Here is a 25921-nt window from a genome sequence, read left to right on the forward strand (position 1 = left end):
GCCGATGTTCACGTGCGGCTTGTTACGCTCAAACTTTGCCTTTGCCATAATGGCCTCCTGTTTTCTTTCCTGGCGGTGAGCGCGCGGCTCACCCTACGGATGGGTGGCAGGGCGGGCCGCAGGGCCCGCCGCCAGATCAGGCGTATTTCGCCTGGATTTCGTCGGAGATGTTCGACGGCACCGGGTCGTAATGGTCGAACTGCATCGTGAACTGCGCGCGGCCCGAGGACATGGAACGCAGCGTGTTGATGTAGCCGAACATGTTCGCCAGCGGCACGAAGGCGTCGATCGCGATGGCGTTGCCGCGGTTCTCCTGGCCGGAGACCTGTCCGCGCCGCGAGGTCAGGTCGCCGATGATCGAACCGGTATATTCCTCCGGCGTGATCACCTCGACCTTCATCATCGGCTCCAGCAGCTTCGCGCCGGCCTTGCGCAGACCTTCGCGCATCGCGGCACGGGCGGCGATTTCGAAGGCCAGGACCGAGGAGTCGACGTCATGGAACGCACCGTCGATCAGCGAGACCTTGAAGTCGATCACCGGGAAGCCCGCCAGCGGACCGGAGTCCATGACCGACTTGATGCCCTTCTCGACGCCGGGGATGTATTCCTTCGGCACCGAGCCACCGACGATCTTGGATTCGAAGGAGAACCCTTCGCCGGCCTCGGTCGGGGTGATGACCATCTTGACGCGCGCGAACTGGCCCGAACCGCCCGACTGCTTCTTGTGGGTGTAGTCCACTTCGGCTTCGTGGCTGATGGTTTCGCGATAGGCCACCTGCGGCGCACCGATATTCGCCTCGACCTTGAACTCCCGCTTGAGGCGGTCGACGAGGATGTCGAGGTGAAGTTCGCCCATGCCCTTCATGATGGTCTGGCCCGACTCCAGGTCGGTTTCGACGCGGAAGGACGGGTCTTCGGCGGCCAGCCGCGCGAGGCCCTGGGACATCTTCTCCTGGTCGGCCTTGGTCTTCGGCTCGACGGCGATCTCGATCACCGGCTCGGGGAAGGTCATGGTTTCCAGGACGACCGGTTCCTTGGCGTCGCAGAGCGTGTCGCCGGTGGTGGTGTCCTTCAGGCCCGCCAGCGCGATGATGTCGCCGGCGAAGGCTTCCTCGATCTCCTCGCGGTTGTTCGAGTGCATCATCATCATGCGGCCGACGCGCTCGCGCTTGCCCTTGGTCGCATTGAGGATCTGGTCGCCCTTCTTCATCACGCCGGAATAGATCCGGGTGAAGGTCAGCGAGCCGACGAAGGGGTCGTTCATGATCTTGAAGGCCAGGCCGGCGAAAGGCATGTCGTCATCGGCGCGGCGCGCGATGTTGCGGACTTCCTCTTCGTCACCGGGCTTGAAGCCCATGTAGTCGACCACGTCGAGCGGGCTCGGCAGGAAGTCGATCACGGCGTTCAGCAGCGGCTGCACACCCTTGTTCTTGAACGCGGAACCGCCCAGCATCGGGACGAATGCCATTTCGAGGCAGCCCTTGCGGAGCAGCTTGCGGAGGGTATCCACGTCGGGCTCTTCGCCCTCGAGATACTTCTCCATCCACTCGTCGTCCATTTCGACGGCGGCTTCGATCATCTTGCCGCGCCACTCGTCGGCCTGGTCCTGCAGCTCGGGACGGATGTCCTCGAGGGTCCAGGATGCGCCGAGGTCGTCGCCCTTCCAGAGCCACTCCTTCATCAGCACCAGGTCGAGCAGGCCTTCGAGCTCGTTCTCGGCGCCGATCGGGATGCCGACGGGAACGGCGCGCGCGCCGGTGCGGTCCTCGATCATCCGGTGGCAGTTGAAGAAGTCGGCGCCGATCTTGTCCATCTTGTTGACGAACACGATCCGCGGAACCTTGTAGCGGTCAGCCTGGCGCCAGACGGTCTCGGTCTGGGGCTCGACGCCTGCGTTGGCATCGAGCACGCAGACAGCACCGTCGAGCACCGCCAGCGAACGCTCGACTTCGATGGTGAAGTCGACGTGGCCGGGGGTGTCGATGATGTTGAAGCGGTACTTCGTGTCCGAAGTCCCTTCTGCGGTGGGTTCTTCCTGACGCTGCCAGAAGGTGGTCGTCGCAGCCGAGGTGATCGTGATCCCCCGTTCCTGCTCCTGCTCCATCCAGTCCATGGTCGCGGCACCGTCGTGCACTTCACCGATATTGTGGGACTTGCCGGTGTAGAACAGGATCCGTTCCGACGTCGTGGTCTTGCCCGCGTCGATATGGGCCATGATACCGAAGTTCCGGTACCGCTGAAGAGGGTAGTCGCGTGCCATGGGGGATGTCCTTCAGGCGGAGTCTATAGGTTACCAGCGATAGTGGCTGAACGCCTTGTTGGCGTCGGCCATCTTGTGCGTGTCTTCGCGCTTCTTAACCGCAGTGCCACGGGAATTCAGTGCGTCAACAAGTTCCCCTGCCAGACGCTCTTCCATGGTGTTCTCGTTGCGGTTGCGGGCGGCGGCGATCAGCCAGCGGATGGCCAGCGCCTCGCGGCGCTCGGGACGGACCTCGACCGGAACCTGGTAGGTCGCACCGCCGACCCGGCGGGACCGGACCTCGACGGAGGGCTTGATGTTGTCCATGGCCTCGTGGAAGACCTCGACCGGCGACTTCTTCGTCTTCGCCTCGACGCGGTCGAAGGCGTTGTAGACGATACGCTCGGCGGTGGATTTCTTGCCATCCACCATGAGGTTGTTCATGAACTTGGTCAGAACCTTGTCGCCATACTTGGCGTCAGGCAGGACTTCACGTTTTTCAGCAGCGTGACGACGGGACATTTGCGTCTCTCCTTATTTCGGGCGCTTCGCGCCATATTTCGAACGGCGCTGCCGACGGTCCTTGACACCCTGGGTATCCAGGACGCCGCGAAGGATGTGGTACCGGACGCCGGGAAGGTCCTTCACCCGGCCGCCACGGATCAGGACCACGGAGTGTTCCTGCAGGTTGTGGCTTTCACCCGGGATGTAGCTGATCACCTCGTAGCCGTTGGTGAGACGCACCTTGGCCACCTTCCGCATTGCCGAGTTCGGCTTCTTCGGCGTGGTGGTGTAGACGCGCGTGCAGACGCCGCGCTTCTGGGGGCACGACTCCAGGTGCTGCGACTTGGAGCGTTTCACTTTGGGCTGCCGCGGTTTGCGGATCAGCTGTTGGATCGTTGGCATGCCGGGTATCTCTCCGCTTTGCACATTTTCTTCGTCTCTCGCGCACCTGCCGTGCGTAGGCCCCTGAGACGCCGAGCCCGGGACCCGGACAAAGCGCAAAAACCACGCCGTCCCAGCATGGGGTACGCCGTGGTGGGTCCTCAGAGGATCGGGGCTTTTCAGGGCCCGGATCTTGACCACTTAAGATCTTGAGATGCGTCAGGATACAGTTATCCCGTCGCGATTGGGCGGCGTATATGCAGAGTCGCAGGGGTTGTCAACAGCAGCCCGCCGCCCTGCCCGGCCCTTGCCGCCGGCCGCCGGATGCGCCCGATTCAGGGGCGCGGAATCACGGGTCTTGCCTGCAGACGCCGCAGCCGGATCTCGCGCCACAGCGAATACCCCCCCGCGGCGACCACGATGGCCGAGCCGGTGACTGTATAGATGTCGAGCCCCTCCCCCAGGAAGATCACGCCGATCGAGATTGCCCAGAGCAGCCCCGTATACCGGAAGGGTGCCACGAAGCTCAGCTCGCCCGCGCGCATCGACTGGATCGCCAGCAGGTAGGCCAGGACAAGGCTGACCCCCGCCACGGCCAGAACCGCCAGAACCCGCGGCGGCACCGGCTGCCAGTCGACGAAGCAGCCCCAGAGGACGGCCATCGCGGTGGTGGCCAGCGCGCCGCAGAAGGCCGGGATGGTCGGCGGGATGGCGGCGGGGATCTGCCGCGAGGCCAGGTCGCGCAGGGTCAGGAAGGCCACGGCCAGCAGCGCCACCAGGCTCCAGGCCGAGAACCCGTCCGTGCCGGGGCGGATGATGACCAGCACCCCCAGGAAGCCCGCGAAGATCGCCGTCAGCCTGCGCCAGCCGATCGGCTCGCGCAGGAACAGCGCCCCGGCCAGGGTCACGCTCAGCGGCGCCGCCTGCCCCACCGCCGAGAACACCGCCAGCGGCATGTGATTGAGCGCGACCACCACCGCGGTGCCGGTCCCGGCCTCCGCGGCCGAGCGCACCAGGATCGTGCGGCGCGCGTCCCTGCCGGGCAGGGGCAGCGACCGGCGCGTCACAAGGAGGATGACCAGCAGCAGGATGCAGGCCACCGCGCCGCGCAGGAAGATCGCCTGGGACACCGGAAGCTCTCCGGCGACGGAGCGCATCAGCGCGTCATTGGTGGCGAAGGCGCCCATGCAGGCGGCCATCAGCACCGCACCGCGGATATTCTCGGAGGAACTCGTCATCTGTCTGGAACTTTCACGGCGGCGCGGGGCGTCGGGTAGGGCCCGTGAAGCACATCTGCCCGCGCCCGGCAATGGGCCGCCCGGCATTTCGCCGGGCTCAGCGCGGCGCATCCGCCTCGTCGGCCACCACGCGCAGGAAATTCCGCAGCACCGGCGCCGGATCGTCGCGCCGCCAGATCAGGCCGGTTTCCAGATGCGGCGGATCCTCGCCCAGGTCCAGATAGCGCACGCCGGCCCGCGCCAGCGACCGCAGCGACCCGGGCACCAGCGCGATGCCCATCCCCGCCGAGACCAGGCTGATGATGGTCTGCATCTGGATCGCGTGCTGGACCACCCGCGGGCGGGCGCCGCGATCCTCGTAATAGCCGGTCACCAGATCGTGGAAATACGGCGCGGCCCGGCGCGGGAACAGGATCAGCGGCGCCGCGGTCACGGCGGCAGGGGCAAGCCGCCCCGCCGCGGGCACCAGCCGCCCCTGCGTGATCCATGTCTCGGGGACCGCCGCGATCAGCGGCTCGCGCAGCAGCCGCAGATAGCTGAACCCCTCCGGGAGCAGGCCGCCCCCCTGCAGGATGACGATCCCCGCCTGCCCCCTGCCCTCGGCCAGCGCCGCCACCTGCCGGTCGGTGGTCGCCTCGCTCAGCGCCAGCTCCACCTCCGGGTAGAGATCGCGGAACCGGTGCACCAGCCGCGGCAGGATGGAGTAGTCGGCGGTGGAGACGAAAGAGAGCTCCAGCCGCCCGGACTGCCCGCCGAGGATCCGCTCCGCCGCCGGTTCCAGCGCCTCCACCGCCGCCAGCGCCGCCTGCACCTGCGGCAGCCATGCCGCCCCGAAGGGCGTCAGCGCGACGCTCCGCCGGGTCCGCGCGAAAAGCGGTGCGCCCAGCCGCCGCTCCAGCGCCTGGATCGACTGGCTCAGGGGCGGCTGCGTCATGCCGAGACGGTCGGCGGCCCGGCCGAAATGCAGCTCCTCGGCGACGGCGGCGAAATGGCGGAGCGGCCGCAGATCCATCAGTCATATCCTTATCGACCCAATAGGCGCACAATAATATATTTCACTCCGCTTTCACAGGCTGATACGGTCGCCCGACCATTTCCAAGGGAGGGTTCGATGCCCCTGTATCGTTCGAGAACCAGTACCCATGGCCGCAACATGGCAGGGGCCCGCGGCCTCTGGCGCGCCACGGGCATGACGGATGACGATTTCGGCAAGCCGATCATCGCCATCGTCAACAGCTTCACCCAGTTCGTGCCGGGCCATGTCCACCTGAAGGACCTTGGCCAGATGGTCGCCCGCGAGGTCGAGAAGGCCGGGGGCGTGGCCAAGGAATTCAACACGATCGCGGTCGATGACGGCATCGCCATGGGTCATGACGGGATGCTGTATTCGCTGCCCTCGCGCGAGATCATCGCCGACAGCACGGAATACATGGTCAACGCCCATTGCGCCGACGCGATGGTCTGCATCTCCAATTGCGACAAGATCACCCCCGGCATGCTGATGGCCGCGATGCGGCTGAACATCCCCGTGGTCTTCGTGTCGGGCGGGCCGATGGAGGCCGGCAAGGTCACCTGGGAAGACGGCCGCGAACAGGCGCTGGACCTCGTGGACGCGATGGTTGCCGCCGCCGATGACAGCTATACCGACGAGCAGGTGCAGACGATCGAGCGCTCTGCCTGCCCGACCTGCGGGTCCTGCTCGGGCATGTTCACGGCGAACTCGATGAACTGCCTGACCGAGGCGCTGGGACTTTCGCTGCCCGGCAACGGCTCGACCCTGGCCACCCATGCGGACCGCCAGAGGCTGTTCGTCGAGGCGGGCCACCTGATCGTCGACCTGGCCCGGCGCTATTACGAGCAGAATGACGCCTCGGTGCTGCCGCGCTCCATCGCCAGCCTGCCCGCGTTCAAGAACGCCATGACGCTGGACATCGCCATGGGCGGATCCACCAACACCGTGCTGCACCTGCTGGCCGCCGCGGTCGAGGGCGAGGTCGATTTCGACATGTCCACCATCGACCAGCTCAGCCGCAACGTGCCGGTCCTGTGCAAGGTGGCGCCCGCCAAGGCCGATGTGCACATGGAAGATGTCCATCGCGCCGGCGGGATCATGTCGATCCTGGGCGAGCTGGACCGCGCCGGACTGCTGGACACCTCCGTCGGCTCCGTCCACGCGGAATCGCTTGCCCATGCGCTGGACCGCTGGGACGTGACGCGGACCAATTCCGAGACGGTGCACGACTTCTACCGTGCCGCGCCGGGCGGGGTCCCGACACAGGTCGCCTTCTCGCAGAACCGCCGCTATGACACGCTGGACATGGACCGCCAGGGCGGCGTGATCCGCGATGCCGAACACGCGTTTTCCAAGGATGGCGGGCTGGCGGTGCTCTACGGCAACCTCGCCGAGGATGGCTGCATCGTGAAGACGGCCGGCGTCGACGAGTCGATCCTGGTCTTCAACGGCCCCGCGCGCATCTTCGAATCGCAGGACAGCGCCGTCTCGGCGATCCTGACCAACAAGGTGAAGGAAGGCGACGTGGTGCTGATCCGCTACGAGGGTCCGCGCGGCGGGCCGGGGATGCAGGAAATGCTGTACCCGACCTCCTACCTGAAATCGAAGGGGCTGGGGAAGGCCTGCGCGCTGGTCACGGACGGCCGCTTCTCGGGCGGATCCTCAGGGCTGTCCATCGGCCATGTCTCGCCCGAGGCGGCCGAGGGCGGCACGATCGGGCTTGTCGAGGAGGGCGACCGGATCGAGATCGACATCCCCAACCGGCGGATCCAGCTGGCCGTGGATGACGCGACCCTGGCCGCCCGCCGCCTGGCCCGCGACGAGAAGGGCTGGACGCCCGAGGAAAAGCGCACGCGCAAGGTCTCGGCCGCGCTGAAGGCCTATGCCGCGCTGACCACCTCCGCCGCGAAGGGCGCCGTCCGCGACGTCACCCAGCTGGACCGGCGCTGACCCGGTGCCGCCGGCGCGCCCTGCCCGGCGGCACCCCCCGTGCGGGCGGATTTTTTCGGAAATCCCGGCAGAATCCGCTTGCACTCACCCGCCCTCTGCACCAGATAGGGCCACCGTAGGAGATGGCCCCGGCCATCGCCCGGATGCGGACCGGAGACAGGATCTCCCGGCCGCGCACAGGGGTATAGCTCAGCTGGTAGAGCGACGGTCTCCAAAACCGTAGGTCGCGGGTTCGAACCCTGCTGCCCCTGCCACTTCCAAGGCGCTGAAAAAAAAGCGAAAAACCTTCGGAAATTTTCTGTGGAGAACTTCTCTGGATCGCCGGTTTACAGCCCGGTTTACCAATCCGGTTTACACCTCGGCCGGAATATCGCGCGTCACAGGCTCCTTGCCAGCTTGTCCAAAAGCCCATCCGCCGCGTCAGGCGACAGGGCCACATAGGTCTCGATCATCTTCGCAGCGTGCTGAATCGACCAACCCATGTGCGTGGCGATCTCGCGCAGGCTCGCATCGGCCTCGAACAGCCGGGTGGCCGCCGTGCCGCGCGCATCGTAGAGCCGTGGCCTTTTTGCAACATCCTCGGTTTCGCGGATCTTGCATTCATCCCGGCGGCGGCTGACCGCCTGCCCCATGTCGTTCTGGGATTTGTAGGGCTGGCCCCGCCCGTTGAGCAGGATCCTGCCTTCGGGCGTGTCGCCGGGGGTCTCGTCCAGGATGGCCTGCATCCGGGGCGTGACCGGGATCGACACGATGCGCTTGCGCTTGGCCGTGCGGATCACGATGCGCTGCCCCTTCCCCGTGGCCTGAAAATGGCTCAGGGAGAGCGTGTGCAAATCGCCGGGGCGAAGGCCCGTCTCCGTTGCCGTAATCATCAGGCGGGCCAGCCAGCGCGGCGCAGGGCCTATGGAGCGCTTGGCGTCGCCGTGCAGGAACAGGTCCAGCTCGGCAGGCGTCCAGATAATGTCGGACCGGTCGGCAGAGTACAGCTTGGACATGCCCGACAGGTGGTTCGCCTTGATCCAGCTCTTGTCCACCGCCCAATTGACGATGGCCACCAGATGGCCCGCGCGGGTGTCGGCAACCTTGGCGCTCTCGAAGCGATCGCGCCAGCCGTAGACCACGCGCCGGATCTGCGGCAGGTCGAACATCTCGATCACCGCATCCCCGAACTCGGCGTCAATCCCGCGCTCGTGGTAAATGCTGACCGAGTAATCCTTCTTGGTGCGTGGGGCCAGGGCCGCATATTCGCGGCTGGCAAGGAAGGCCCGGATCACCTCGCGGAACCGGCCGCGGGACGCGCTGCGGGTCTCGCACGCCTCCCGGTACGCCTTCCAGTAATCCGGCCCGTTAAGGGCCAGATCATCGGCGGAGGACCAGAAGCGCGGCCCCCCTCTCCATGCGTAGTGGTAGACCACGCTCGACCCGTCAGCGAGCCGCTTGCTTACGCGGTGAATGCCCTTCGCTGGACGTGTCATACTTCTTCAGCCATGTGTTGATGTCAGCCTCCGCTGCGGAAGGTTTCGCGATAGCGGTCCCGTCACGCATATGGAAGACCACGGAGCAATCGCGGATCTCGACCGTGTTCACGTGCTGCACCTGGGCATTCATGATCGCTTCTGTCACGACCTTGGCTATGGTGGATTTCATGGATAGTTCCTTGGCAACGTCAAAGGGGGAGACCCCAGAAAAAAAGGGGGGCGACCGAAGTCTCCCCCTTTGAGTTGCCTAATAACCGTGAACATTCCACGATCATTGGCAACACCTAGGGTCATCTTAGAGCAGGCGCAAGTGTCAGAATCCCAACGGCAAGAATACCTTGCCGTTTTCGCACGCTTCGCACGCGCGGATGGCCAGTTGCTTCTTCGGCAACTTGTCCAAGGAGACATCGGCCAGCTTGTCGGCCGGAACATGCGCCTGGATCATCTCGATCAGATGGGGCTTTTTGTAGCCCTCGAAGAAATCCTCCGTAAACTGGGCAAAGCTCAGAAGCGCCTCCTGCGCTTCTGGAAGGCGGTTTACAGACGCAAGGGAAAGTCGGTCAAGGAGCTGTTTCGCGAGTATTTTCCGGTGGTTGGAAGGTGTCGTTGAGTCAACACTCTCTTTGGTTGCGTCGATTGAAGCAATTTTTACCCAGTCGGGGGACTGCCTTACATACTCCTGCACCCCATCAGCAGAGACGATATCGCGGTCGTCCCGATGGAAAAGGGTCTGCGAATACGAGAAAGACGGGTTTGCGAGCTGTTCTGCAAACATCGCCAGCACCCGGTCGGGCTTCTTGGCCAGCAACATGCGGAGACAATGAACGCGTATTTCGCCGATTTGTTGCGCAACTTTTGCGGGAAGTTTCACATTTTCCGCTTCGTTGCCTTCCTGCAACATATCGCTCACAGGTTCCGGGCGCATCAACCACCCGCCTTGATAAAGCGGCTCCAGGTCGTCAGGAAGGCAGTTTTCCCGCACATTCAGAGGCTTGTCAGCCGAGAAGCCGAAGGTCCAGCACACTCCCAGAAGCTCCACAAGCTCCGGCGGGTGGAACTTCTCTGCACGCTCGGACAGTTCCGAATATCGGGCAAACCACTCGGGTTCAGCCTCTTCGTCGTGCCGGTAGCGATCCCAGCGGATCTCCGCCCACTCGGCCCGCTCGTCATCGGTCAGCCGATCAACGCCCGGGTGCATTTGCGGGGATGCCGACCCATACAGATCGTCGCAATAGCGGATGAAGGCGGCATCGGGATAGTCCGCCTCGATGCGTTCCTCGCCAGCAATGTGGGCCAAGCTGTCCAGAACCGAGGGGGTCAGGATGAAGCTCGTATCGGCGAACAGGTCTTCCTGAAGGCGCCCGCCCGCCGCGAGATAGGCTTCCTTCGTCGTCAGCGCGGCCTTGGCCGACTTCGACCAGTCCGCCCGCGAGCGCTTGAAGGCATCGCGGATGTCGTTCAGGTCCATGCCGGGCCGGGACATGCAGACGGACACCATTTCGCGCATGGCGTCTTCGTCTTCGTGGAAATAGGTCAGGCCATAGCCTTGATCGATGCTCAGCGATCCATCCAGGACCAGCGTAAGCACGTCCTCGGGCAGCTGGTGCACCGCGCGGCGCTGCTTCACCGCCGTCACGGACTTGCCCAGCCTGCGCGCGATCTCGCCATCCGACATCGAGCGGAACGCCGGGCTGTTGTAGACCATCAGTTCATCGCGATCCGACAGGCGCTGCTGGGTGATCTGCTCGGTGGCGCCCATGTCGCGGGCCTGATCCTGCGGGACCAGCCGCACCGGGACCATGTGTCCGCCGTCGAAGACGCCAGTGTCCACCAGCTTGTGGAGCGCCCGGGCGCGCCGCCCGCCGGAGACGGCCAGGGCCTGCCCCTCATGCTCATAGGCGATCAGCGGCACCAGCACGCCGTTCTCGGCGATGCTGTCGGCCAACTGGTCGACCAGCACGGGATCTACCGTGTCGTCGCTGCGCGGGTTCTCGGGCGCGACGTGCAGCCGGGCGATGGGGAAGTGGGTGATGTCGAAAGCTTCGTGCTTCATGGCTCTCTCTCAGGATTGAAGGATCGCCGCCAGCACGAGGCAGGCGGCAAGCGGCAGGACATGGATCAGCGCGACGTTCACTCGGCCGCGGACATCATCATGCTGTTCGGGTCGATCCCGGCGGCGCGGGCATCGGCCACGGCACGGGCGAACTTCGCAGCCGCTTTCGCCTCGGGGGTAGGCATTTCGGGCAGCGCATCGGCCCAGGCGGACATTTCGGCGAGAACCTCGTGCGGATCCTCGCCGAACACGTGATTGCTGTGCACGGGGAAGATCATGCGATCCGTGTCATGCGCGGCGGCATGAAGGGTCAGGGTGGCATGGTCCCACTTGCCGCTCGTCAGACGGCACTCGGCGCGGGTCCAGCCCTTGGCCTCGATCTTGGCCGCGATCTCGTTGCAGGCGGTGATGATGTCTTGCAGGTTCACTTGGGAAGCTTCCGTTCTCTGGCGTTGTCCTTGGCGATCTGCCATTTGATGCTGGGTCGGCCGCTGCGGCTGGGGCCGCGCTCGCCGCTGTCGCGCACGCGCTTCTTGGCCTTCAGCTCGGTCAGGCGCGGGCGGATGGACATGAAGTCCACGCCGATGCGCTCGGCGATCTCGTCGGCGGTCAGCGGGCCCTCGGCTCTGCTCAGGGCCGCCATCACCCGGTCGCGCAGGTGTGTGGGGCGCTGCTTTCCCAGCATCGCGGCGGTCGCGGCGCTGGTATCGGTCGGCGCGTGGCCGATCCCGTTGCGGTCATAGGGCATCAGGTTTCCTCGGAGGGGTTCAGCCGCTCGGAGCGGTGTAGGTGTAGATCACGGTGTTCACGCCGGTTCCGGAGGCCCGGAAACTGCCAATGGGCAGATCCTTCCAGGCATCATTCCAGCCGTAGCGGTTGCTCTTCGGCGCGGGCAGAAGGCCATGCTCGCGCGCCGTGTAAGGCAGGATTGCTCGCAGCACGCCGCCGGGCTTGAGGAACTTGATCGCGTGAAGCACGTGCTTGGCATAGTGCTTGCCCGCGAAGGGCGGGTTCATGACCACCGCGTCATAGCGATCGCTGTCCTTGTCGGGCGCAGGCACCTGAAGGAAGTTGGCCACATGCACGCGATGGCCCTTGGCCCGCGCCTCGGCCGCGCGGCCTGCATGGACCTCGATCCCGAGAACCATGGCGCCCGTGGCCCGCATGGCGTCCATGATGTTGCCGGTGCCGCAGGACGGTTCCAGCACCCGACGGCCGGTCATGTCGCCATATTCGCGCATGAGGGTGTCGATCACAGGCTGCGGGGTCGGGTAGAATTGCAGGTCCTTCGAGACGGCCGTGCCGGTTGCCTTGGCCTTCTCGGCCGCTGCCTCGGGACTGTCCGCCAGCACCTCGCCGTAATACTCGGCCAGAGCGCGGTTGACGGTCAGCAGGGTCTCGGGCGCGAAATAGACATGCGCGTTGCCGTTCTGGTATTTCTTGCACCAGATCCCGTGGATGGCATCCTCGGCCGTCGCGTGCTTGCCCTCGGCCAGCGCGCGCAGATCCTCGAAGCTCGGCTCCGGCTTGGCATCGAGCGCAGCCATGGCGCGCAGGATGTCCTGGACCTTCTCCCGGCCGTAGCCGGACCACGTTCCGAAGCCCGAGAGGATCACGCGCTTGGGCAGGCCCTTGACGCCGACCTTCATCTTGTCATGCGATTTGAAGGCCGGATCCAGGTTGCAGAACACCTCGGCCAGCCCCTTCAGCACGGTGCCGCGGGGATCGGACACGGCATCGCCGAATAGCTCGCGGACCTTTTCCAGCGTCAGCGCCGGGGCTTCCGCGATGATCCGGTCTGCCCGCTTGCGGTCATTGGACCCGGCCACGGTGTCGAAGTTCACGGCTTGGCGCATCTGGGCCCAAGCCGACAGCAACAGCGATTTCTCCATTTCGCGCGGGCCCGGCGCGCTCGGAGCGCGAAGCTCGCCATAATGCCCGCCGATGGTTACGGCCATGCTCAGGTCTTTGATGGCCTGCTCGAACCCGGCGTGCACGGAGGCCAGCTTGACGCGCTTGGCCTCGTACTCGTCGATGATGTCGCTGGGAAGGCGACGGATTGCAACGTGCTGGTTCAACGCGGCTTTCCTTCTGTGATCGTGGTGTGGGGCGCTCAGGCCGCCCAGGGCGGCGTGGGGAGCGTGACGCGCAGCGCGGGGGCGTCCGGAGCGGACTTCCACAAGGCGCATCGCTCCGGGTGAACCTGAGCGAGTTCGCGCCCGTGGTCCCCCCGGCACGGCTCCGAGGTGTCCGATTTGCACACAGGGCACGGCACGCTGAGAGGTGCCGAGGCGTGCGCTTCCCGAAGGTCGCGCAACACATCGCGGGTCTTGGTCATTAGGCATCCTTTCGGGGCTGGTCTGTCGCCGCCCTCGATTCCGCGCTGTTCTTTGCCGGGGTGAATCGTCAATTCCGCAATCATGCGGCAGGCTGACGCAGCCTGTAATCAGGAGGGACGGGGTTCAGGCACCCGCCCGCGTGGCTATAGCCGCCCCAGCCCGTTCGATCCGGCTGGCGTTGATCCGTCCCGCTTCGGTGGGGGCGCAACCAATGCGGCAGTTGTTCGGGATGCCTGCCCCGCTCAATAATTTCATGCTCAAATCTCCGCGTGTGGAGCGCTTTTTCCGTGGAAAACCGGCCCGGGGGTGGGCTCAGCTTCGCAGGATCCGGTTGATGGCCCGCAGCCCCAGGATCACCAGCGAGAGCAATGCGCTCGCAGCCATGATCCGCAGCCGCGATACCGGCGGCATCGGTGCCTTGATCGCAACGATGTCGGTCTTCATCTGCATTCACCTTCTGCGCTGTGGAGCGCTGTTCTGCTGTGCGTGTGGAGCGCTTTTTCCGAGGCCGCGAGGCCGGGCGCAGCCCGGCCGAGCGCGATTTTTTCGCGCGGCGCCAGGACGAAAAGTGCCCCGCCTGATTGTGCCAGGCGGGGCAATGGGCGGGGGCCAGCCGCTGGGGCTGGCCGATCTGGCGGGGCCTCACGCGGCGGGCTTGCCGCGCAGGGCTTGCACGCGGGCAAGGATCGCCTCGCGGCTCTGGTCCTTGGCGTCCTTCGCGTTCTTGGCGTAGGGCGTCCATTTCTCGCCGATTACGCCTTCATAGGCGGATTTGGCGATTTCGAGGTATTCCTCGCACGCGGGAATCTGGGTCTGCTCGGTCTGTTCGATCTGCGAGACCACGCGTTCCAGATTGCGCAAGGCGATTTCGCTGCCGTCCATCGTGGCTTCGACCTGATCGAATTTCTGCCACAGCTCGTCCCGGCGCTGCTGCGCGCTCTCAAGCATCCATTTGGCATTGTTGGCGATGTTGCCAAGCGCGCCCTTCTGCTGGAACGCAAGGGCGTTCGCCTCGCTCGCGTTCGGGGCGATGTAGTCGGTGTTCGGGTCGTAGAGGCACGCGGCCAGCACGGCGATAGCCTGCACGGCTTCATCGTTGCCGGCGTTGCGGTCCTTGGCGTCTTGGTACGCATCGGCGGCGATGGCCATGTAACGGCTGCGCTTGCGGGTGGTCGCGTCGTAGCTCTCGGCGCGGCGCTGGCGGTATTCCTCCAGCCGGTCGGCCCGGTCCTGCTCGTCGCGGTGCCCGCCGGTCTCGGTGAAGCCGTGGGCGATGTCTTCGGGGTTGATGTGATCGTATGCCATGGGCTCGGTTCCTTGTGTCTCGGGTATCAGGTGGGGGCGGGGCGGCCTTGGTGGCCGCTCCCTTTGTTCAGTTCCGGCGGCTCGCCTTCTCGGCTTCCCACGCCGCGCCGATCATGGCGCCGATCAGGAGGCCCGCGCCGATCAGGCCAAGGATTCCCTTTGTCCCGAGCCATGTCCCGATGGCTGCGCAGAGGATGGCAAAGGGAATGCCCAGGACAAGGATTGCAGCCACGGCGCGGCGCTCGTTGCGCTTCTGGCGGGTGATCTTGCGGCGGACCATCTTAGAAGCTCCACTCTTCGGCGAGGTGGGGCGGCTGGCTGTTCTTGACCAGATACGAGACGGCAAGCCGGTCGTCGTAGTCGATCAAGCTTTCCTCGATCGGCAAAAAGTCTTCGCAGGACAGGTCCATGCACAGGGGTTGATCCAGCGCGGGGGCGCTGATACGGGCATCAAAGGCCATGGGCTTAGGTTCCTTCTAAGCGTTTGGTTTAGGGCGAGGCGTGGGGTTGCAGCCCCTGCCTTGCCCGTCCTTTATATCCCTCGTTTCCGGTTTCTTATAGTGCGCATTCTGACGCGCGTTTTCTTAGCAGATGGCGTTTCATTTCCATCTGCACGGCGATGCATTCTTTTCACGACATAGAAATGACGTGCTTCGCAAAGCCTATGCGAGTGATATGAAAAGCCTTGATCCATTGATGGCTATATCTCCTGAGCTTGGTTTCCATTCCTCATGAAATACCGTCAGGTTTTGTTTTTTCATTTTTTTATTATTCCCGCCATGCCCTGCATGGCCATGAAATCATGCGCGATAGCGCATCTTTCCCGGCCTGCAAGGCGGGCAATCTCATGGCTCGATGGGCTGGCGCATCAAGAGGCTGAGAAGGCTTGTCCATGCCTTGTCCATAGGCGGAGCTGTTCAGGTGGCGGAGCCTGTGGGCAAGGTGTGGGCAAGCCGGGGTTGATCCTGGGCGAGCCTGTCGATCAGCGCGAGACGCAGATGCAGAAGGGATCGAAGCCCGAATGGGTGGAGACCCGCAAGGGGCTCCATGCTTGCACGAGAGCCCGGTCGGGCCGGGATCAAGGCACGATGATCTCGGCCCGATCTGCCCAAATCAGCCAGATCGTTGCAAGAGAGCAACAGGATGGAAGCAGATGAGGCTGTTGCACAATTGCCATATTGCAAGAGCCCAATTCTGGGAGTGTTCCCTACTACTCCGGGGGGCCGGGGGCATGGCAATGCCACACCATCGCGGGCATCCGCAGGCGCAGGACTGAGCAGAGCAAGTCCGAAGCAAGGATCGCCCGACTGACCAAAGCCATATCTCCGGTCCCGGCCATTCCTCATGCTTGACGCACATGCGCGGCAAAGATCACGCGCAAGCCATGAAACAGCAGCACAAATCCCCCGCCGTCATCGACCAGGCATCGCTCCCGACGCTCGATGAAATCACGCCGATCACCACCGCAAAGGGCGAAACGCTCGATGCTCGACAAAGCCTCGCATGTACGCTGCGCGCAACAACCGCGCTCAACATCGAGCAGATCGCAGAACAAGCAGGATACTCCGGCAGAGCCGCGTGCTCGCACTTCCTTCGCTCGGATAGGGGCAGGATGGGGGTTCAAGCAGCAATCACACTGCACCTCACCGACGCAGGACGCATCGGCTTGCAGACGATGATCGCGCTTGCCCAGACGAGCAAGTCGGACACGGTAAGGCAGGCAGCAGCAGCAGACTTGATGGACCGTGCGGGCCTCAAGCTGGACCAGCCGGAGCAGCCAGCAGGCGGAGCCGGGCACGCAGCGCCCAGCATCACGATCAACATCGGTCAGCCTGAACAGCCGGTCACGCTGGATGTCACGCCAGACGAGGCAGGCAACTAGTACAGCAGAGCAGAATTGCTTGAGAACACAGGCAGGGGGGGGCGGGGCAAAAACGAAGTTAGGCTCGCCTAGTGACCCCAGTCCGGCGTATAAAATGCGGGAAACATAGGATCGTTTGCATGCCGGACCTACACATCATCATCACAGGAAACTTCGGGGAGAGCTTGCGCCTGATAAATTCGGATATCATCAGCCTGGATGACGATGGCTTGGGTGGCCAGCTGATGCGAGCAGGCACAGCACAACGCTTCAGACTAATGTCGGTGGACCTCCCAGAGCATCTGACAGACATTGCTCTATCCAGCTTCGAGGTTCATCCTAGCTCACATCGAAATCCTGTAAGCCTCGTACGCTGCATCGCCATCTGCGAAGCACTGGAAGCGTCGAATGGCCGACCTGCTTGACGCCACCCGAACCTCTCATCCAAGGTCAACAAGGCACCTTAGCCTTGGGAGTGTGAATGGGCCGAACCTAGAGAACCAACCTCTTGATAATTTTTAAGCAAGCGCCCAGAACCCACCGTCAGAACTAGGATCGCGGAAAAACATCTTCAACTGAAGACATTCCGCCCTCTAAAGAAAACCTAAGGCCACCATGAAATCATTCACCGCTTGGAGCGAAACTGGAAAATCGAGAGCGCGGCAAGTAAGATCCTATCTTCTTCGCAGAACCCCCTTGGGTGGACCGACAGGAAAACTCGACACACTCATTCTTCATATTGGCAGCCCCAAAACGGCCACTTCCACATTTCAAGACTGGCTAGGGGAAAACCGCTGGACCTTGCGCAGAGACGGCGTGGATCTGCGAATCCCATCCGACATTCGCGGCAAAAGCTACATCGCATCCGCGATGGAATATATAAATGGAAAAGAACAGGATATTGATACCTCGGGCTTCTCCAGGTTGTTCGAATCCGTTTCGACGAGAAACCTACTTGTGAGCGAAGAATCGCTGACGAACACATTCATTCCCGGCCCCAAGAGAAACCGGAACGGGTTTGACTCGATTGATAGGTTGATAAAGTTCATTGAGGCACTGGAGACTCCAAACAAGAAAATTTTGTTGACTGTCAGGAGGCAAGATAAGTTCTTAGCTTCGAGTTATGCGCATCGCCTTCAAAGATCAGGAGAGACGGCTGCATTCTCTGGCTGGACGAGAGCCAAAGTCGACTTCAGAAAACTCTCATGGCTTCGAGTTGTAGACAAGCTAGAATCGGCCTTTGGAGAAGAGAATGTATCCGTCGTTCCCTTTGAGATGATTCAAACTACTAATTTCAGGGCATACTATGAAAGATCCCTTTCGTCGTTGAACATTTCAACCCAGAACCATACCGAACCCACTGATCCGATTAAGAACCCGTCACTCACTGAGGTTTCGGAGGAGATTGCAAGAATAATAAATAGGCTGCCAACTAAAGACGTTGCGCAAAAGTCTAAACGAACCGGCGTAATCGAACGGATTAATAATTTCACTTATGCAATCGGCGACCGCACGTCGAGGCCTGACAACGGTGAAGTAGCCCAAGCGTGTCAAGCTTACTATCAGTCCGAGAACATTGAACTAGCAAAACGAAAGTTCCCGGACCTGAAGACCTCATTCACATTCGAAAAATTAAGTAGATAACCCACACCGATTGCATGAGTGTCCAGAAGAAGGTTAGCGCACCATATGAAGAAATTCAGATCGGAGCAATCTCATGACCTTCTTCCAAAAGCCTGCGTTAAAATATCTGGAAGGTGAAAGAAATCACACTTCAGGAAATCCGATCAACTCCAACCTTCGTGGTGACAGAGTAGCTCCACCCTCTACGGCTTCTCCGCCACCAAGAGAAATATCCGCGCGGGAGTTCGGCCTTTCAAACCAATACATACTAAGAGTTGAACCCAACGGCGCCCTATTCAAAATCGGAACAGGATGGTTCGACTTGCACGGGTTTTGGTGCGTTGAACGAAATGGGCGAGTAGAGGTTCGACGTGGCGCAACGAAGAAATTAATGAGAAAACTAACTCCGATGCAACGGCACGAGCTGGCTCGTGTGAGACTAAACGCACGGAGAAACGGCTTGCGTTAGTGTGTATTGGTGCGATAGGCCCTAAACTGTAGTGTGCTTGCTGCCACTGACAGCCAACTTTTCTGTTCCTTATAAGATCAACGCTGCCTCTTATGGATTCACCATCTCCTACGCTATCACTTTACGACAACGCAGAATCCCGAAACAGCGCCGAGCAGACATATGTTATTTTTGGCGGGCGCCGCGGAGGGACTACTGCTATCGCAGGTGTGTGCCAACGCCTCGGCCTTTTCTTAGGGGACGACCTGGGAATCAACCTCGAAGATCTAGACTTCCGCCATTCGCGCGGCAAACAAGCGATCCTTCGATCCATCGAGCAACGAAACAAGGATCGTGGCATCTGGGGTTGGAAGCATCCTGTTCCCCACGCATATCTCTCCAAAATCACACCCCAGCTACGAAATCCGCGTTTTATCTTGGTAACACGCGACACTACAGCACACGCCTCAGGTATGCTTGAGCGGGAAAATCGTGACGTAGAAGAAAGCCTCAGAATCCACATAAGAAACGAAAGAAACAATTTCGATTTCATTTTCAAACAGGAACTCCCCACACTGCTGGTAAGTTATGAGAAGTTAATATCAAAACCAAATGATGTAATTCGAGATACTTCACACTTTCTTAACAGAAAGTTAACCAGACAAAAGCTTAGAGAAATTAAGAAGTTTATACATCCGGGGTATTACGAACCTGTAAGTAGAATAGAAAAGGCTAAGAACGCGATAAGTCAGGTACTTGGAACATCCTCTTCAGAATAAGGTAAATCCAAGTAGTTGAGACGGTCGGTCCGTCTTGACATTCAATACTGAAAGCACTTGAGCGAACAATATTAGACAGGCGCCGCCACGAGAGCGATGGCGACGCCAGGAAGAGCTTAATCGTTACTCAGCCTCGCAGGCAACTTTGAGCGAGGGATGTCATCCAAGCACCTGCGAGCAATCGCTACGACGGGGCGATGAAAACTCTTCACGATGAATCCTCCAGATTGATCCATATCTGTCAACAGTAATATTTAACATTCGCAATAAGTTAACTACTAAAGTAATTATCTTTCAATTGGCGAATCCGCGAAGAGCGGTTACACTCAAATCATGATGAAGCGCCCTGAGCATCTCGAACACATGGAATCTCCGGACATGTTCGACGACGAGTATCATGACGATGTGGTGCAGTACCGGGAACCATCCGATGAGCCAGAGTGGCAAGATGACGAATACCATGACGGCAGCGATGAACTGAGAACTTCTATTTTCTCCAAGATACTATCGGCCTTTCAGTTCAAGCGTCTTGGCTAGCGGGCTGCCCATTCGTTTCTCCGGATGTCCGGCGGCACGTGGATTGCTGTAAAATTAAGCGACCTAAGTTGGTTCCTCATCCTGACTGAACAGGATTGCTCTGTCATAGCGAGAAGTACAGCGTCCCTCTGATTTTCGGAGGGTACGCGAATGACAATCAACTACACCGCCGACGGCCGGGTGATGGGCGACTTCTTCCGCTCGCCTGCCTTCGTGCGCGGGCTGCAAGGCCCCATCGGCTCAGGCAAGTCCGTCGCCTGCGTGATGGAGTGCCTGCGCCTCATGCTGTCGCAGGAGCCTTGCTTCGACCCTGCCACGGTGCGGGAGGTCGAGCGCGGCGTCTTCGACGGCCAGCGCACCGGCAAGCGCCGCTGCCGCATCGGGATCATCCGCAACACTACCCCGCAGCTTGAGACCACGACCATGAAGACGTGGCTCGAATGGCTTCCCGAGCATCTGTATGGCCGGGTGCGCTGGCGCGCGCCGTACCGGCAGGACATCCACATCACCATGCCTGACGGCTTCGACGTGGAAGCCGAGGTCTGGTTCCTCGCCCTGGATCGGCCCGAGGACGTGAAGAAGCTGCTCTCCTTCGAGTTCACCTTCATCTGGCTCAACGAGGCGCGCGAGCTTCCCCGCGAGATCATCACCGCGGCAATCTCCCGCGTGAAGCGCTTCCCGCGCCTGATCGACGGCGGCTGCACCCGCGCCTGCATCATCATGGACACCAACGCGCCCGACGAGGAACACTGGTGGGCCATCATGTCGGGCCAGGTCGATGCGCCGGACTGGCTGTCCGAAGAGGATCGCCTGACGCTGCTCAAGCCCGACGATTGGGAGTTCTTCGCCCAGCCGCCTGCGGTTCTCGATGTCTGGAAGAACGGCAAGCTGGATGGCTACGAGCTGAACCCCCACCGCGAGAACGGCCGGTTCACCGACAAGACCTATTACATGGGGCTGATCCAGGGGCAGACCCGCGACTGGATCATGAACATGCTTCAGAACAAGGTCGGCCGGATCTTCGCCGGGCGCCCGGTCTATTCGGGCTTCAACGAGCTGACGCATCTGGTCGACGACATCGAGCCGGATCCGGAATACGTGATCGACGTGGGCGCCGACTTCGGCCTGACCCCGGCCGCGGCCTTCGGGCAGGACGTGCGCGGACAGGTGCGCGTCTTCGACGAGGTGGTGACGCGCGACACCCAGACGGAGCAATTCGCAATCCTGCTCGCACGGCACATCCGCGAGAAGTATCCGGGCTACCGCTTCCGCTTCACGGGCGACCCGCGCGGCGATGACCGCCAGCCCAACCAGCAGGACGCGGCCTATACCGCCTTCAAGATCCTCAAGAAGCACGGGATCGACATCGAGCCCGCCTGGTCGAACGATCCGGTGATCCGAACCGGCGCGGTGCAGACCCAGCTCAACACGATGGTCGAGGGCCGGCCCGGCTATATCCTGAGCCGCAAGTGCACGTACCTGATGAACGCCAAGAAGGGCGGGTACTGCTACCTCAAGGACGGGCACGCGATCGACAAGAACTCGATCTACAGCCACGTCTCGGATGCCGAGCAATACATGTTCCTGCGCATGGGCTACGGGCGCAAGCTGATCCGCTCCGAGGGCGGCCAGCGCGCTGTCTCGGTGCAGGCCGGGACCGGCGGGAATGTCCATCGCCACAGGCAGGGCGCCCGCGCCCGGCGCACCTCCCGCATCCTCAGCATTGGCCGTTGACAAGCACCGACCCCGAAGAACAGCCGGCAGAAAAGGAGGCTCGACATGTGCGGCGGAGCAATCAAGAGCGTATCGAAGGCGGTCAAGGGCGCCGTTGACACCGTGACCGGGGCCAGCGCGCGCCGGGCGCAGAAGAAAGCGGCCAAGGAGGCCAAGCAAGCGGCGCAGGCTCAGGCCCGGCAGGCCAAGGAGCAGCGCACGCAGGAGGCCTCGGCCGCCTATGCCGAGCGCCGCCGGACGATGGGCACGAATGCCCGCTCCGGCTCGCGCACCTCCTACAGCGCCTATTCGGGCGGCATGGGATCGCGGAGCTTCTTCCAGTGAGGGATGCAGGCGATATCCTGAAGCGCATGGACAAGGCGCAGGCCGAGCGCTCGCGCCTCGAACCCATGTTCGACGATGCTATCCGGCTGACCATGCCGGGGCGGCGCGGCTTCAACATGACCGATTGGGACCCGGCCTGGGCCGACATCTACGACGAGACCGGCGCCAACGCGGTGGAGGAATTTGCCAGCCGGATGCAGGCCGGATTCTTCCCCAGCTTCTCGCGGTTCATCCAGCTTGAGGCGTCGAGCCTGATCGCCCCGAAGGACCGGGCGGCGGTGAACCGTGACCTTGAGGAAATCTGCCAGTATCTGTTCGAGGAAATCTGGGTCTCCAACTTCGCCACCGAGGCGGCCGAAAGCCTGACGGACCTTGCGCTGTCGACCGGCACGCTCTGCGTGGAGGAAGGCTTCGGCGGCAACCGGCTGCACCACCAGTCGATCCCGCTGACGGAGCTTCTGCTTGAGACCGGCCCCGCGGGCCAGATCGGCGGGCAGTTCCGTGAACAGCGCGACGTGCCGGTGACGGACGTGCCCGCCATCCTGGGCCAGCATTACGACGACAGCGCGGCCCCGGTGCTGGCGGCAGACATCCGCCAGAACGTGGATCGCAAGGTCACGCTGGTGACGCACACCTATCGCGACTTCACCAGCCGCGACACCGAGCGCAGCTGGCATATCGTGCTGGTCAAGGAGACGAAGGAGATCGTCTGCAAGCGCGAGTTGACCGGGCGCGGCTCCAATCCGTTCCTCAGTTTCCGCATGGGCAAGATCGAAGGCGGCACCTGGGGGCGCGGCCCGCTGATGCGCAGCCTCGGCGCGGTGCGCACCACGAACCTGATGGTGGAGCTGGTGCTGGAAAACGCGGCCATGGCCATCACCGGGATCTACCAGACCGATAATGACGGCACGGTCAACGCCGACAATATCAGCCTGTTGCCGGGCACGATCCTGTCGCGCGAGATCGGGACGCGCGGGCTTGAGCCGATCGCGGCCGCGACGGGCAGCTTCCAGATGCAGGATGTGGTGCTTGGCGATCAGCGCACGAACATCAAGCGCGCGATGTACAACGATATGCTGTCGGATCCCAACCGGACCCCGGCGACCGCCTACGAGGTCTCCGAGCGCATGGCCGATCTGGCCCACCGCACCGCGGCGGGCTTCTCGCGCATCTTCTACGAGTTCGTCCAGCCCTACATCTGGCGGGCGCTCTACCTGCTCGAAAAGCGCGGCGACATCCAGCTTCCCACCCAGAACGGGCGGGCGCTGAACTTCCGGCCCACCTCCCCGCTGGCGCGAGCGCAGTCCGGCCGCGACCTTCAGGCGCTCATTCAGGACTTCTCGCTGCGCGCGCAGATCTACGGCCCGCAGGCGGCGGCCATGTCCTACGAGACCGAGGAACTGGAAACCTGGCTCCAAGCCCGCAACGGGCTGGATGAGCGGATCTTCAAGACGCCCGCCGACATGGCGCGCTCGATGCAGGAGATGCAGCAGCAGATGATGCAGATGCAGGCCCAGATGCAGCAGATGGGGGCGACCGGCAAATGAGGGAGCGCCCCCAGAAGCCCGTCAACATCGACGGCATTCCACGCAGCCCCGCGCAGGATGAGCAGATCAACGACACCTGCCGCGCCGCGCTGAACACCCCGGCCGGCGAACGGCTCATGGATTACCTGCGCTCGATCACCGCGAGCGTGGTGATGCCTCCCTCCGCCTCGGATGCGGAGCTTCGCGACCTGGAAGGCATGCGCCGCCTTCACGGGATCCTCGACTACCGGCGCAAGACCACCCCCAAGGAGTAGCAGCCCATGCTCAAAGAAACCCTGTTCGGCGCCATCATGCGCGCCATTGTCTTCGCTCCCGCCGATGATGCGGGCGGCGGCAGCTTCTTCACCCCGCCCGCCGATGATGCGGGCGCGGGCGCAGGCGACGATGGCACGCCCCCGCAGGGCGATGGGGGCGCGCCCGAGGGTGAAGGCACCGGCGACGACGGGACCCCTCCCAGCGGCGACGGGAGCGCCCCTGAGCGCCCCGAGTGGCTGTTGCAGAAATACAACAGCGTCGAGGATCAGGCCAAAGCCTATCGCGACCTCTACGGACGCTTCTCCAAGAAGACCGAGGATCTGCGCGCCGAGATCGCCGCAGAGCGCGCGGAAGGCGTGCCGGAGGCGCTGGACGGCTATGCCTATCCCGAGGGTTGGGAAGCCCCCGGCGAGGACGTGGACGGCGCGCTGCGCGCCTGGGCGCACGAGAACGGCATCAAGGGCGAGGCCTTCCAGTCGCTCATCAACGATGTCTGGGCCAAGACCATGCCCGATCCCGACACCGAGCTGAAGGTGCTGGGCGACAACGCGCAGGAGCGCATCGCCGATGTGAACCAGTGGGTGCACAAGAACGTCGAGAAGGATCACTTCCCCGTCGTGCAGGGCATCATGACCTCCGCTGCGGGCGTGGCCTTCATCGAAAGCCTCGCCGGGCGCGGGGCGGCGGCGGGCTTCGCGCCCAAGGGCGGCGATGCCGGCGCCAAGCCGATCACCCGCGAAAGCCTGCGCGAAATGCAGTTCGATCCGCGCTACGGCGTCGATGACAAGTACACGGCCGAAGTGACCGCGGCGTGGGATAAATGGGGCGCGCAGCAGGAGCGGCAGCGGTGAGAACCGCGCCCGCCACCCCCGAAGACATGGAAGAGCTGGCCCTCAATATGAGGGCCATCGACCGCTGGGAGTTGCGCCACGTCGCCCGCGTCACGGGCCGGGGCCATATCTCCATCCTGGGCGACCTGATGTCGACCTACCGCGCCGCGCCGCTGACCGCGCTGCATTGCCCCGAGGGGCTGGTCGGCGTCGTCGGCGTCCTGCCCATGCCGGGGATGCCCGGCGGCGGGGCGATCTTCTTCCTGGGCACCGATCTGGCCGACCTGCACAGCCTGCCCATGGACCGCGCCCTGCGCCGCTGGCTGGATGCCGAGCTTGAGGCTGCGCGCTGGCCGCGCGGCTTCGGCAACGTGATCCCCAAGGACTTGCGGTTCCGGCACGTCTGGCTGCAACATTTGGGGTTTGACTTCCCTGTGGCCGAAGTACAACACCTCCCCGACGAGCTTGAAGTCTTCTGGATGCAGGCCCGTTGCGATGTCGGCCCCAATGACGCCACAGCGGCCTGCGCCTAGCAGAACACCCGCGCCCCGGTGATCGGCGGAATACCCGGACCCCCGATCAACTGTTTGCGTGGAGGCTAAGATGCCCAACGATATTCCCGTCAGCTTCATCGAGCAGTATCAGGCTGACGTGCACCTCAAGTTCCGCCAGATGGGGTCGCGCCTGATGAACACCACCCGCAAGGGCACGGTGCAGGGCTCGACCGTCCACTGGCAAATCTTCGGCACCGTCGTCGCGCAGGCCATGCCGGCCCGTGGCGAACGCCATACCTTCCAGGAGCCCGGCCACGACCGCGTGTCGGCCACCATGGAGGATTTCGTGGTGCCGACCTACGTCCGCAAGCTCGACCTGCTGAAGCAGAACATTTCCGAGCGTCAGGCCCACGCTGCCGCGCACACCTCCGCCCTGGGCATCAAGACCGATGATGCGCTCTTCGCCATCATGAGCGCGGGCAAGGAGAAAGAGGCAGGCGATGCGGCCTATGGCTTCGGCTACAACCACGCCATGTCCATCGTCACCGGGTTCAACAACTCGTATGTGCCCGACGACGGCAACCGCTTCTGCGCGCTGCACCCCAACTCCTGGGCGCAGTTCCTGAAGGTGCCGCAGTTCGCCAATGCCGATTGGGTCGGCGCCGACAACCTGCCCTTCAAGGGCGGCATGTCGGCCAAGATGTGGATGGGCGTGCTTTGGATGCCGCTGCCGAACACCCCGTTCGACGACGAGACCAACGTGGCCACCAACTATGCATGGCACCGCTCCGTGGTGGGTCATGGCGTGAACCAGGAGCCCCAGACCAACTGGCAATGGCACAACGACTACAGCCATTACTCGTGCGTCTCCGACATGAGCTTCGGCGGCGCCGTGATCGAGGACAAGGGCTGCTACTCGGTCCAGTCCCTCTCCCCGCCCCCGGATCCCTCCGCGGGCTGAGCCCCGCCGGGACAGATCGCCCGCTGACG

27 protein-coding genes and 1 tRNA gene are annotated in these 25921 nt (G+C 62.9%); 12 read left to right on the forward strand and 16 right to left on the reverse strand.

The features are described 5' to 3' along the window. Positions 1–136 precede the first annotated feature (136 nt). The 5 genes from fusA to ICN82_RS03855 all read right to left on the reverse strand — a co-directional run bounded on the left by fusA (position 137) and on the right by ICN82_RS03855 (position 5374). The gene (fusA, locus tag ICN82_RS03835) at positions 137–2260 is read right to left on the reverse strand and encodes an elongation factor G (RefSeq protein ID WP_193179814.1); all 2124 of its coding nucleotides are present in this window, start codon (positions 2258–2260) and stop codon (positions 137–139) included. A gap of 30 nt (positions 2261–2290) precedes the next feature. Next, on the reverse strand, positions 2291–2761 hold the full coding sequence (gene rpsG / locus ICN82_RS03840; protein ID WP_138469896.1) for a 30S ribosomal protein S7: 471 nt from the start codon (positions 2759–2761) through the stop codon (positions 2291–2293). A gap of 12 nt (positions 2762–2773) precedes the next feature. Continuing rightward, on the reverse strand, positions 2774–3145 hold the full coding sequence (rpsL, locus tag ICN82_RS03845; RefSeq protein ID WP_071673925.1) for a 30S ribosomal protein S12: 372 nt from the start codon (positions 3143–3145) through the stop codon (positions 2774–2776). Between the two features lie 314 nt (positions 3146–3459). Next, complete coding sequence (locus tag ICN82_RS03850; protein WP_193179816.1) at positions 3460–4362, reverse strand: DMT family transporter; 903 nt, start codon at positions 4360–4362, stop codon at positions 3460–3462. Between the two features lie 97 nt (positions 4363–4459). Then, complete coding sequence (locus ICN82_RS03855; protein ID WP_193179818.1) at positions 4460–5374, reverse strand: LysR family transcriptional regulator; 915 nt, start codon at positions 5372–5374, stop codon at positions 4460–4462. A gap of 99 nt (positions 5375–5473) precedes the next feature. Between ICN82_RS03855 and ilvD the strand changes: the two genes are divergently transcribed. Both ilvD and ICN82_RS03865 read left to right on the forward strand, forming a co-directional pair. Next, the gene (gene ilvD, locus ICN82_RS03860) at positions 5474–7324 is read left to right on the forward strand and encodes a dihydroxy-acid dehydratase (RefSeq protein ID WP_193179820.1); all 1851 of its coding nucleotides are present in this window, start codon (positions 5474–5476) and stop codon (positions 7322–7324) included. A 178-nt stretch (positions 7325–7502) separates the two neighbouring features. After that, positions 7503–7578: transfer RNA gene (locus ICN82_RS03865), tRNA-Trp, on the forward strand. Between the two features lie 123 nt (positions 7579–7701). On the opposite strand, the gene ICN82_RS21585 is transcribed toward ICN82_RS03865, so the two are convergent. The 11 genes from ICN82_RS21585 to ICN82_RS03910 all read right to left on the reverse strand — a co-directional run bounded on the left by ICN82_RS21585 (position 7702) and on the right by ICN82_RS03910 (position 14960). Then, positions 7702–8739 carry a tyrosine-type recombinase/integrase gene (locus tag ICN82_RS21585; RefSeq protein WP_193179830.1) on the reverse strand — a complete coding sequence of 346 codons (1038 nt, stop codon included), beginning with the start codon at positions 8737–8739 and terminating at the stop codon, positions 7702–7704. Between the two features lie 10 nt (positions 8740–8749). Next, positions 8750–8971, reverse strand: coding sequence for a hypothetical protein (locus ICN82_RS03875; RefSeq protein WP_193179832.1), 222 nt, complete (start codon positions 8969–8971; stop codon positions 8750–8752). A gap of 144 nt (positions 8972–9115) precedes the next feature. Next, positions 9116–10855: a ParB/RepB/Spo0J family partition protein gene (locus ICN82_RS03880; protein ID WP_193179840.1), complete on the reverse strand. Its 1740-nt coding sequence runs from the start codon at positions 10853–10855 to the stop codon at positions 9116–9118. 77 nt (positions 10856–10932) lie between these two features. Further along, positions 10933–11283: a hypothetical protein gene (locus tag ICN82_RS03885; RefSeq protein WP_193179842.1), complete on the reverse strand. Its 351-nt coding sequence runs from the start codon at positions 11281–11283 to the stop codon at positions 10933–10935. Beyond that, complete coding sequence (locus ICN82_RS03890; RefSeq protein ID WP_193179844.1) at positions 11280–11603, reverse strand: helix-turn-helix domain-containing protein; 324 nt, start codon at positions 11601–11603, stop codon at positions 11280–11282. The genes ICN82_RS03885 and ICN82_RS03890 overlap by 4 nt, the downstream gene beginning before the upstream one ends. A gap of 19 nt (positions 11604–11622) precedes the next feature. Beyond that, positions 11623–12933, reverse strand: a complete 1311-nt coding sequence (locus tag ICN82_RS03895; RefSeq protein ID WP_226898276.1) for a class I SAM-dependent methyltransferase — start codon at positions 12931–12933, stop codon at positions 11623–11625. 35 nt (positions 12934–12968) lie between these two features. Then, positions 12969–13277: a zinc finger domain-containing protein gene (locus ICN82_RS21735; RefSeq protein ID WP_456238067.1), complete on the reverse strand. Its 309-nt coding sequence runs from the start codon at positions 13275–13277 to the stop codon at positions 12969–12971. Positions 13278–13506: 229 nt separating this feature from the next. Further along, entirely contained in the window at positions 13507–13638 is a 132-nt protein-coding gene (locus ICN82_RS21455; RefSeq protein WP_269142373.1) for a hypothetical protein, read from the reverse strand. Positions 13639–13836: 198 nt separating this feature from the next. Further along, a complete protein-coding gene (locus ICN82_RS03900; RefSeq protein WP_193179848.1) occupies positions 13837–14499 on the reverse strand; it encodes a hypothetical protein in 663 nt (220 codons plus the stop codon). 67 nt (positions 14500–14566) lie between these two features. Next, positions 14567–14779 carry a hypothetical protein gene (locus ICN82_RS03905; RefSeq protein ID WP_193179849.1) on the reverse strand — a complete coding sequence of 71 codons (213 nt, stop codon included), beginning with the start codon at positions 14777–14779 and terminating at the stop codon, positions 14567–14569. Between the two features lies 1 nt (position 14780). Then, positions 14781–14960, reverse strand: a complete 180-nt coding sequence (locus ICN82_RS03910) for a hypothetical protein (protein WP_193179850.1) — start codon at positions 14958–14960, stop codon at positions 14781–14783. A gap of 923 nt (positions 14961–15883) precedes the next feature. Between ICN82_RS03910 and ICN82_RS03915 the strand changes: the two genes are divergently transcribed. From ICN82_RS03915 to ICN82_RS03960, 10 genes are all read left to right on the forward strand, one after another. After that, positions 15884–16381 carry a helix-turn-helix transcriptional regulator gene (locus ICN82_RS03915; protein ID WP_193179851.1) on the forward strand — a complete coding sequence of 166 codons (498 nt, stop codon included), beginning with the start codon at positions 15884–15886 and terminating at the stop codon, positions 16379–16381. Between the two features lie 594 nt (positions 16382–16975). Continuing rightward, positions 16976–18004 (forward strand): hypothetical protein, encoded by a 1029-nt coding sequence (locus ICN82_RS03920; protein WP_193179852.1) that lies wholly within the window; start codon positions 16976–16978, stop codon positions 18002–18004. Between the two features lie 1584 nt (positions 18005–19588). Beyond that, the gene (locus tag ICN82_RS03925) at positions 19589–19747 is read left to right on the forward strand and encodes a hypothetical protein (protein ID WP_193179853.1); all 159 of its coding nucleotides are present in this window, start codon (positions 19589–19591) and stop codon (positions 19745–19747) included. Between the two features lie 150 nt (positions 19748–19897). After that, a complete protein-coding gene (locus tag ICN82_RS03930; RefSeq protein WP_193179854.1) occupies positions 19898–21481 on the forward strand; it encodes a hypothetical protein in 1584 nt (527 codons plus the stop codon). A gap of 45 nt (positions 21482–21526) precedes the next feature. Then, positions 21527–21805 (forward strand): hypothetical protein, encoded by a 279-nt coding sequence (locus tag ICN82_RS03935; RefSeq protein ID WP_193179855.1) that lies wholly within the window; start codon positions 21527–21529, stop codon positions 21803–21805. Beyond that, on the forward strand, positions 21802–23352 hold the full coding sequence (locus ICN82_RS03940; RefSeq protein WP_193179857.1) for a portal protein: 1551 nt from the start codon (positions 21802–21804) through the stop codon (positions 23350–23352). Before ICN82_RS03935 ends, ICN82_RS03940 begins: the two co-directional genes overlap by 4 nt. Continuing rightward, complete coding sequence (locus tag ICN82_RS03945) at positions 23349–23606, forward strand: hypothetical protein (RefSeq protein ID WP_193179859.1); 258 nt, start codon at positions 23349–23351, stop codon at positions 23604–23606. Before ICN82_RS03940 ends, ICN82_RS03945 begins: the two co-directional genes overlap by 4 nt. A gap of 6 nt (positions 23607–23612) precedes the next feature. After that, complete coding sequence (locus tag ICN82_RS03950; RefSeq protein ID WP_193179860.1) at positions 23613–24458, forward strand: hypothetical protein; 846 nt, start codon at positions 23613–23615, stop codon at positions 24456–24458. Then, positions 24455–24970, forward strand: coding sequence for a hypothetical protein (locus ICN82_RS03955; protein WP_193179862.1), 516 nt, complete (start codon positions 24455–24457; stop codon positions 24968–24970). Before ICN82_RS03950 ends, ICN82_RS03955 begins: the two co-directional genes overlap by 4 nt. Positions 24971–25040: 70 nt before the next feature. Continuing rightward, a complete protein-coding gene (locus ICN82_RS03960) occupies positions 25041–25892 on the forward strand; it encodes a phage capsid protein (protein ID WP_193179864.1) in 852 nt (283 codons plus the stop codon). Positions 25893–25921 lie beyond the last annotated feature (29 nt).

It is taken from the genome of Mangrovicoccus algicola (genome assembly GCF_014903745.1).
Taxonomy (GTDB): domain Bacteria; phylum Pseudomonadota; class Alphaproteobacteria; order Rhodobacterales; family Rhodobacteraceae; genus Mangrovicoccus; species Mangrovicoccus algicola.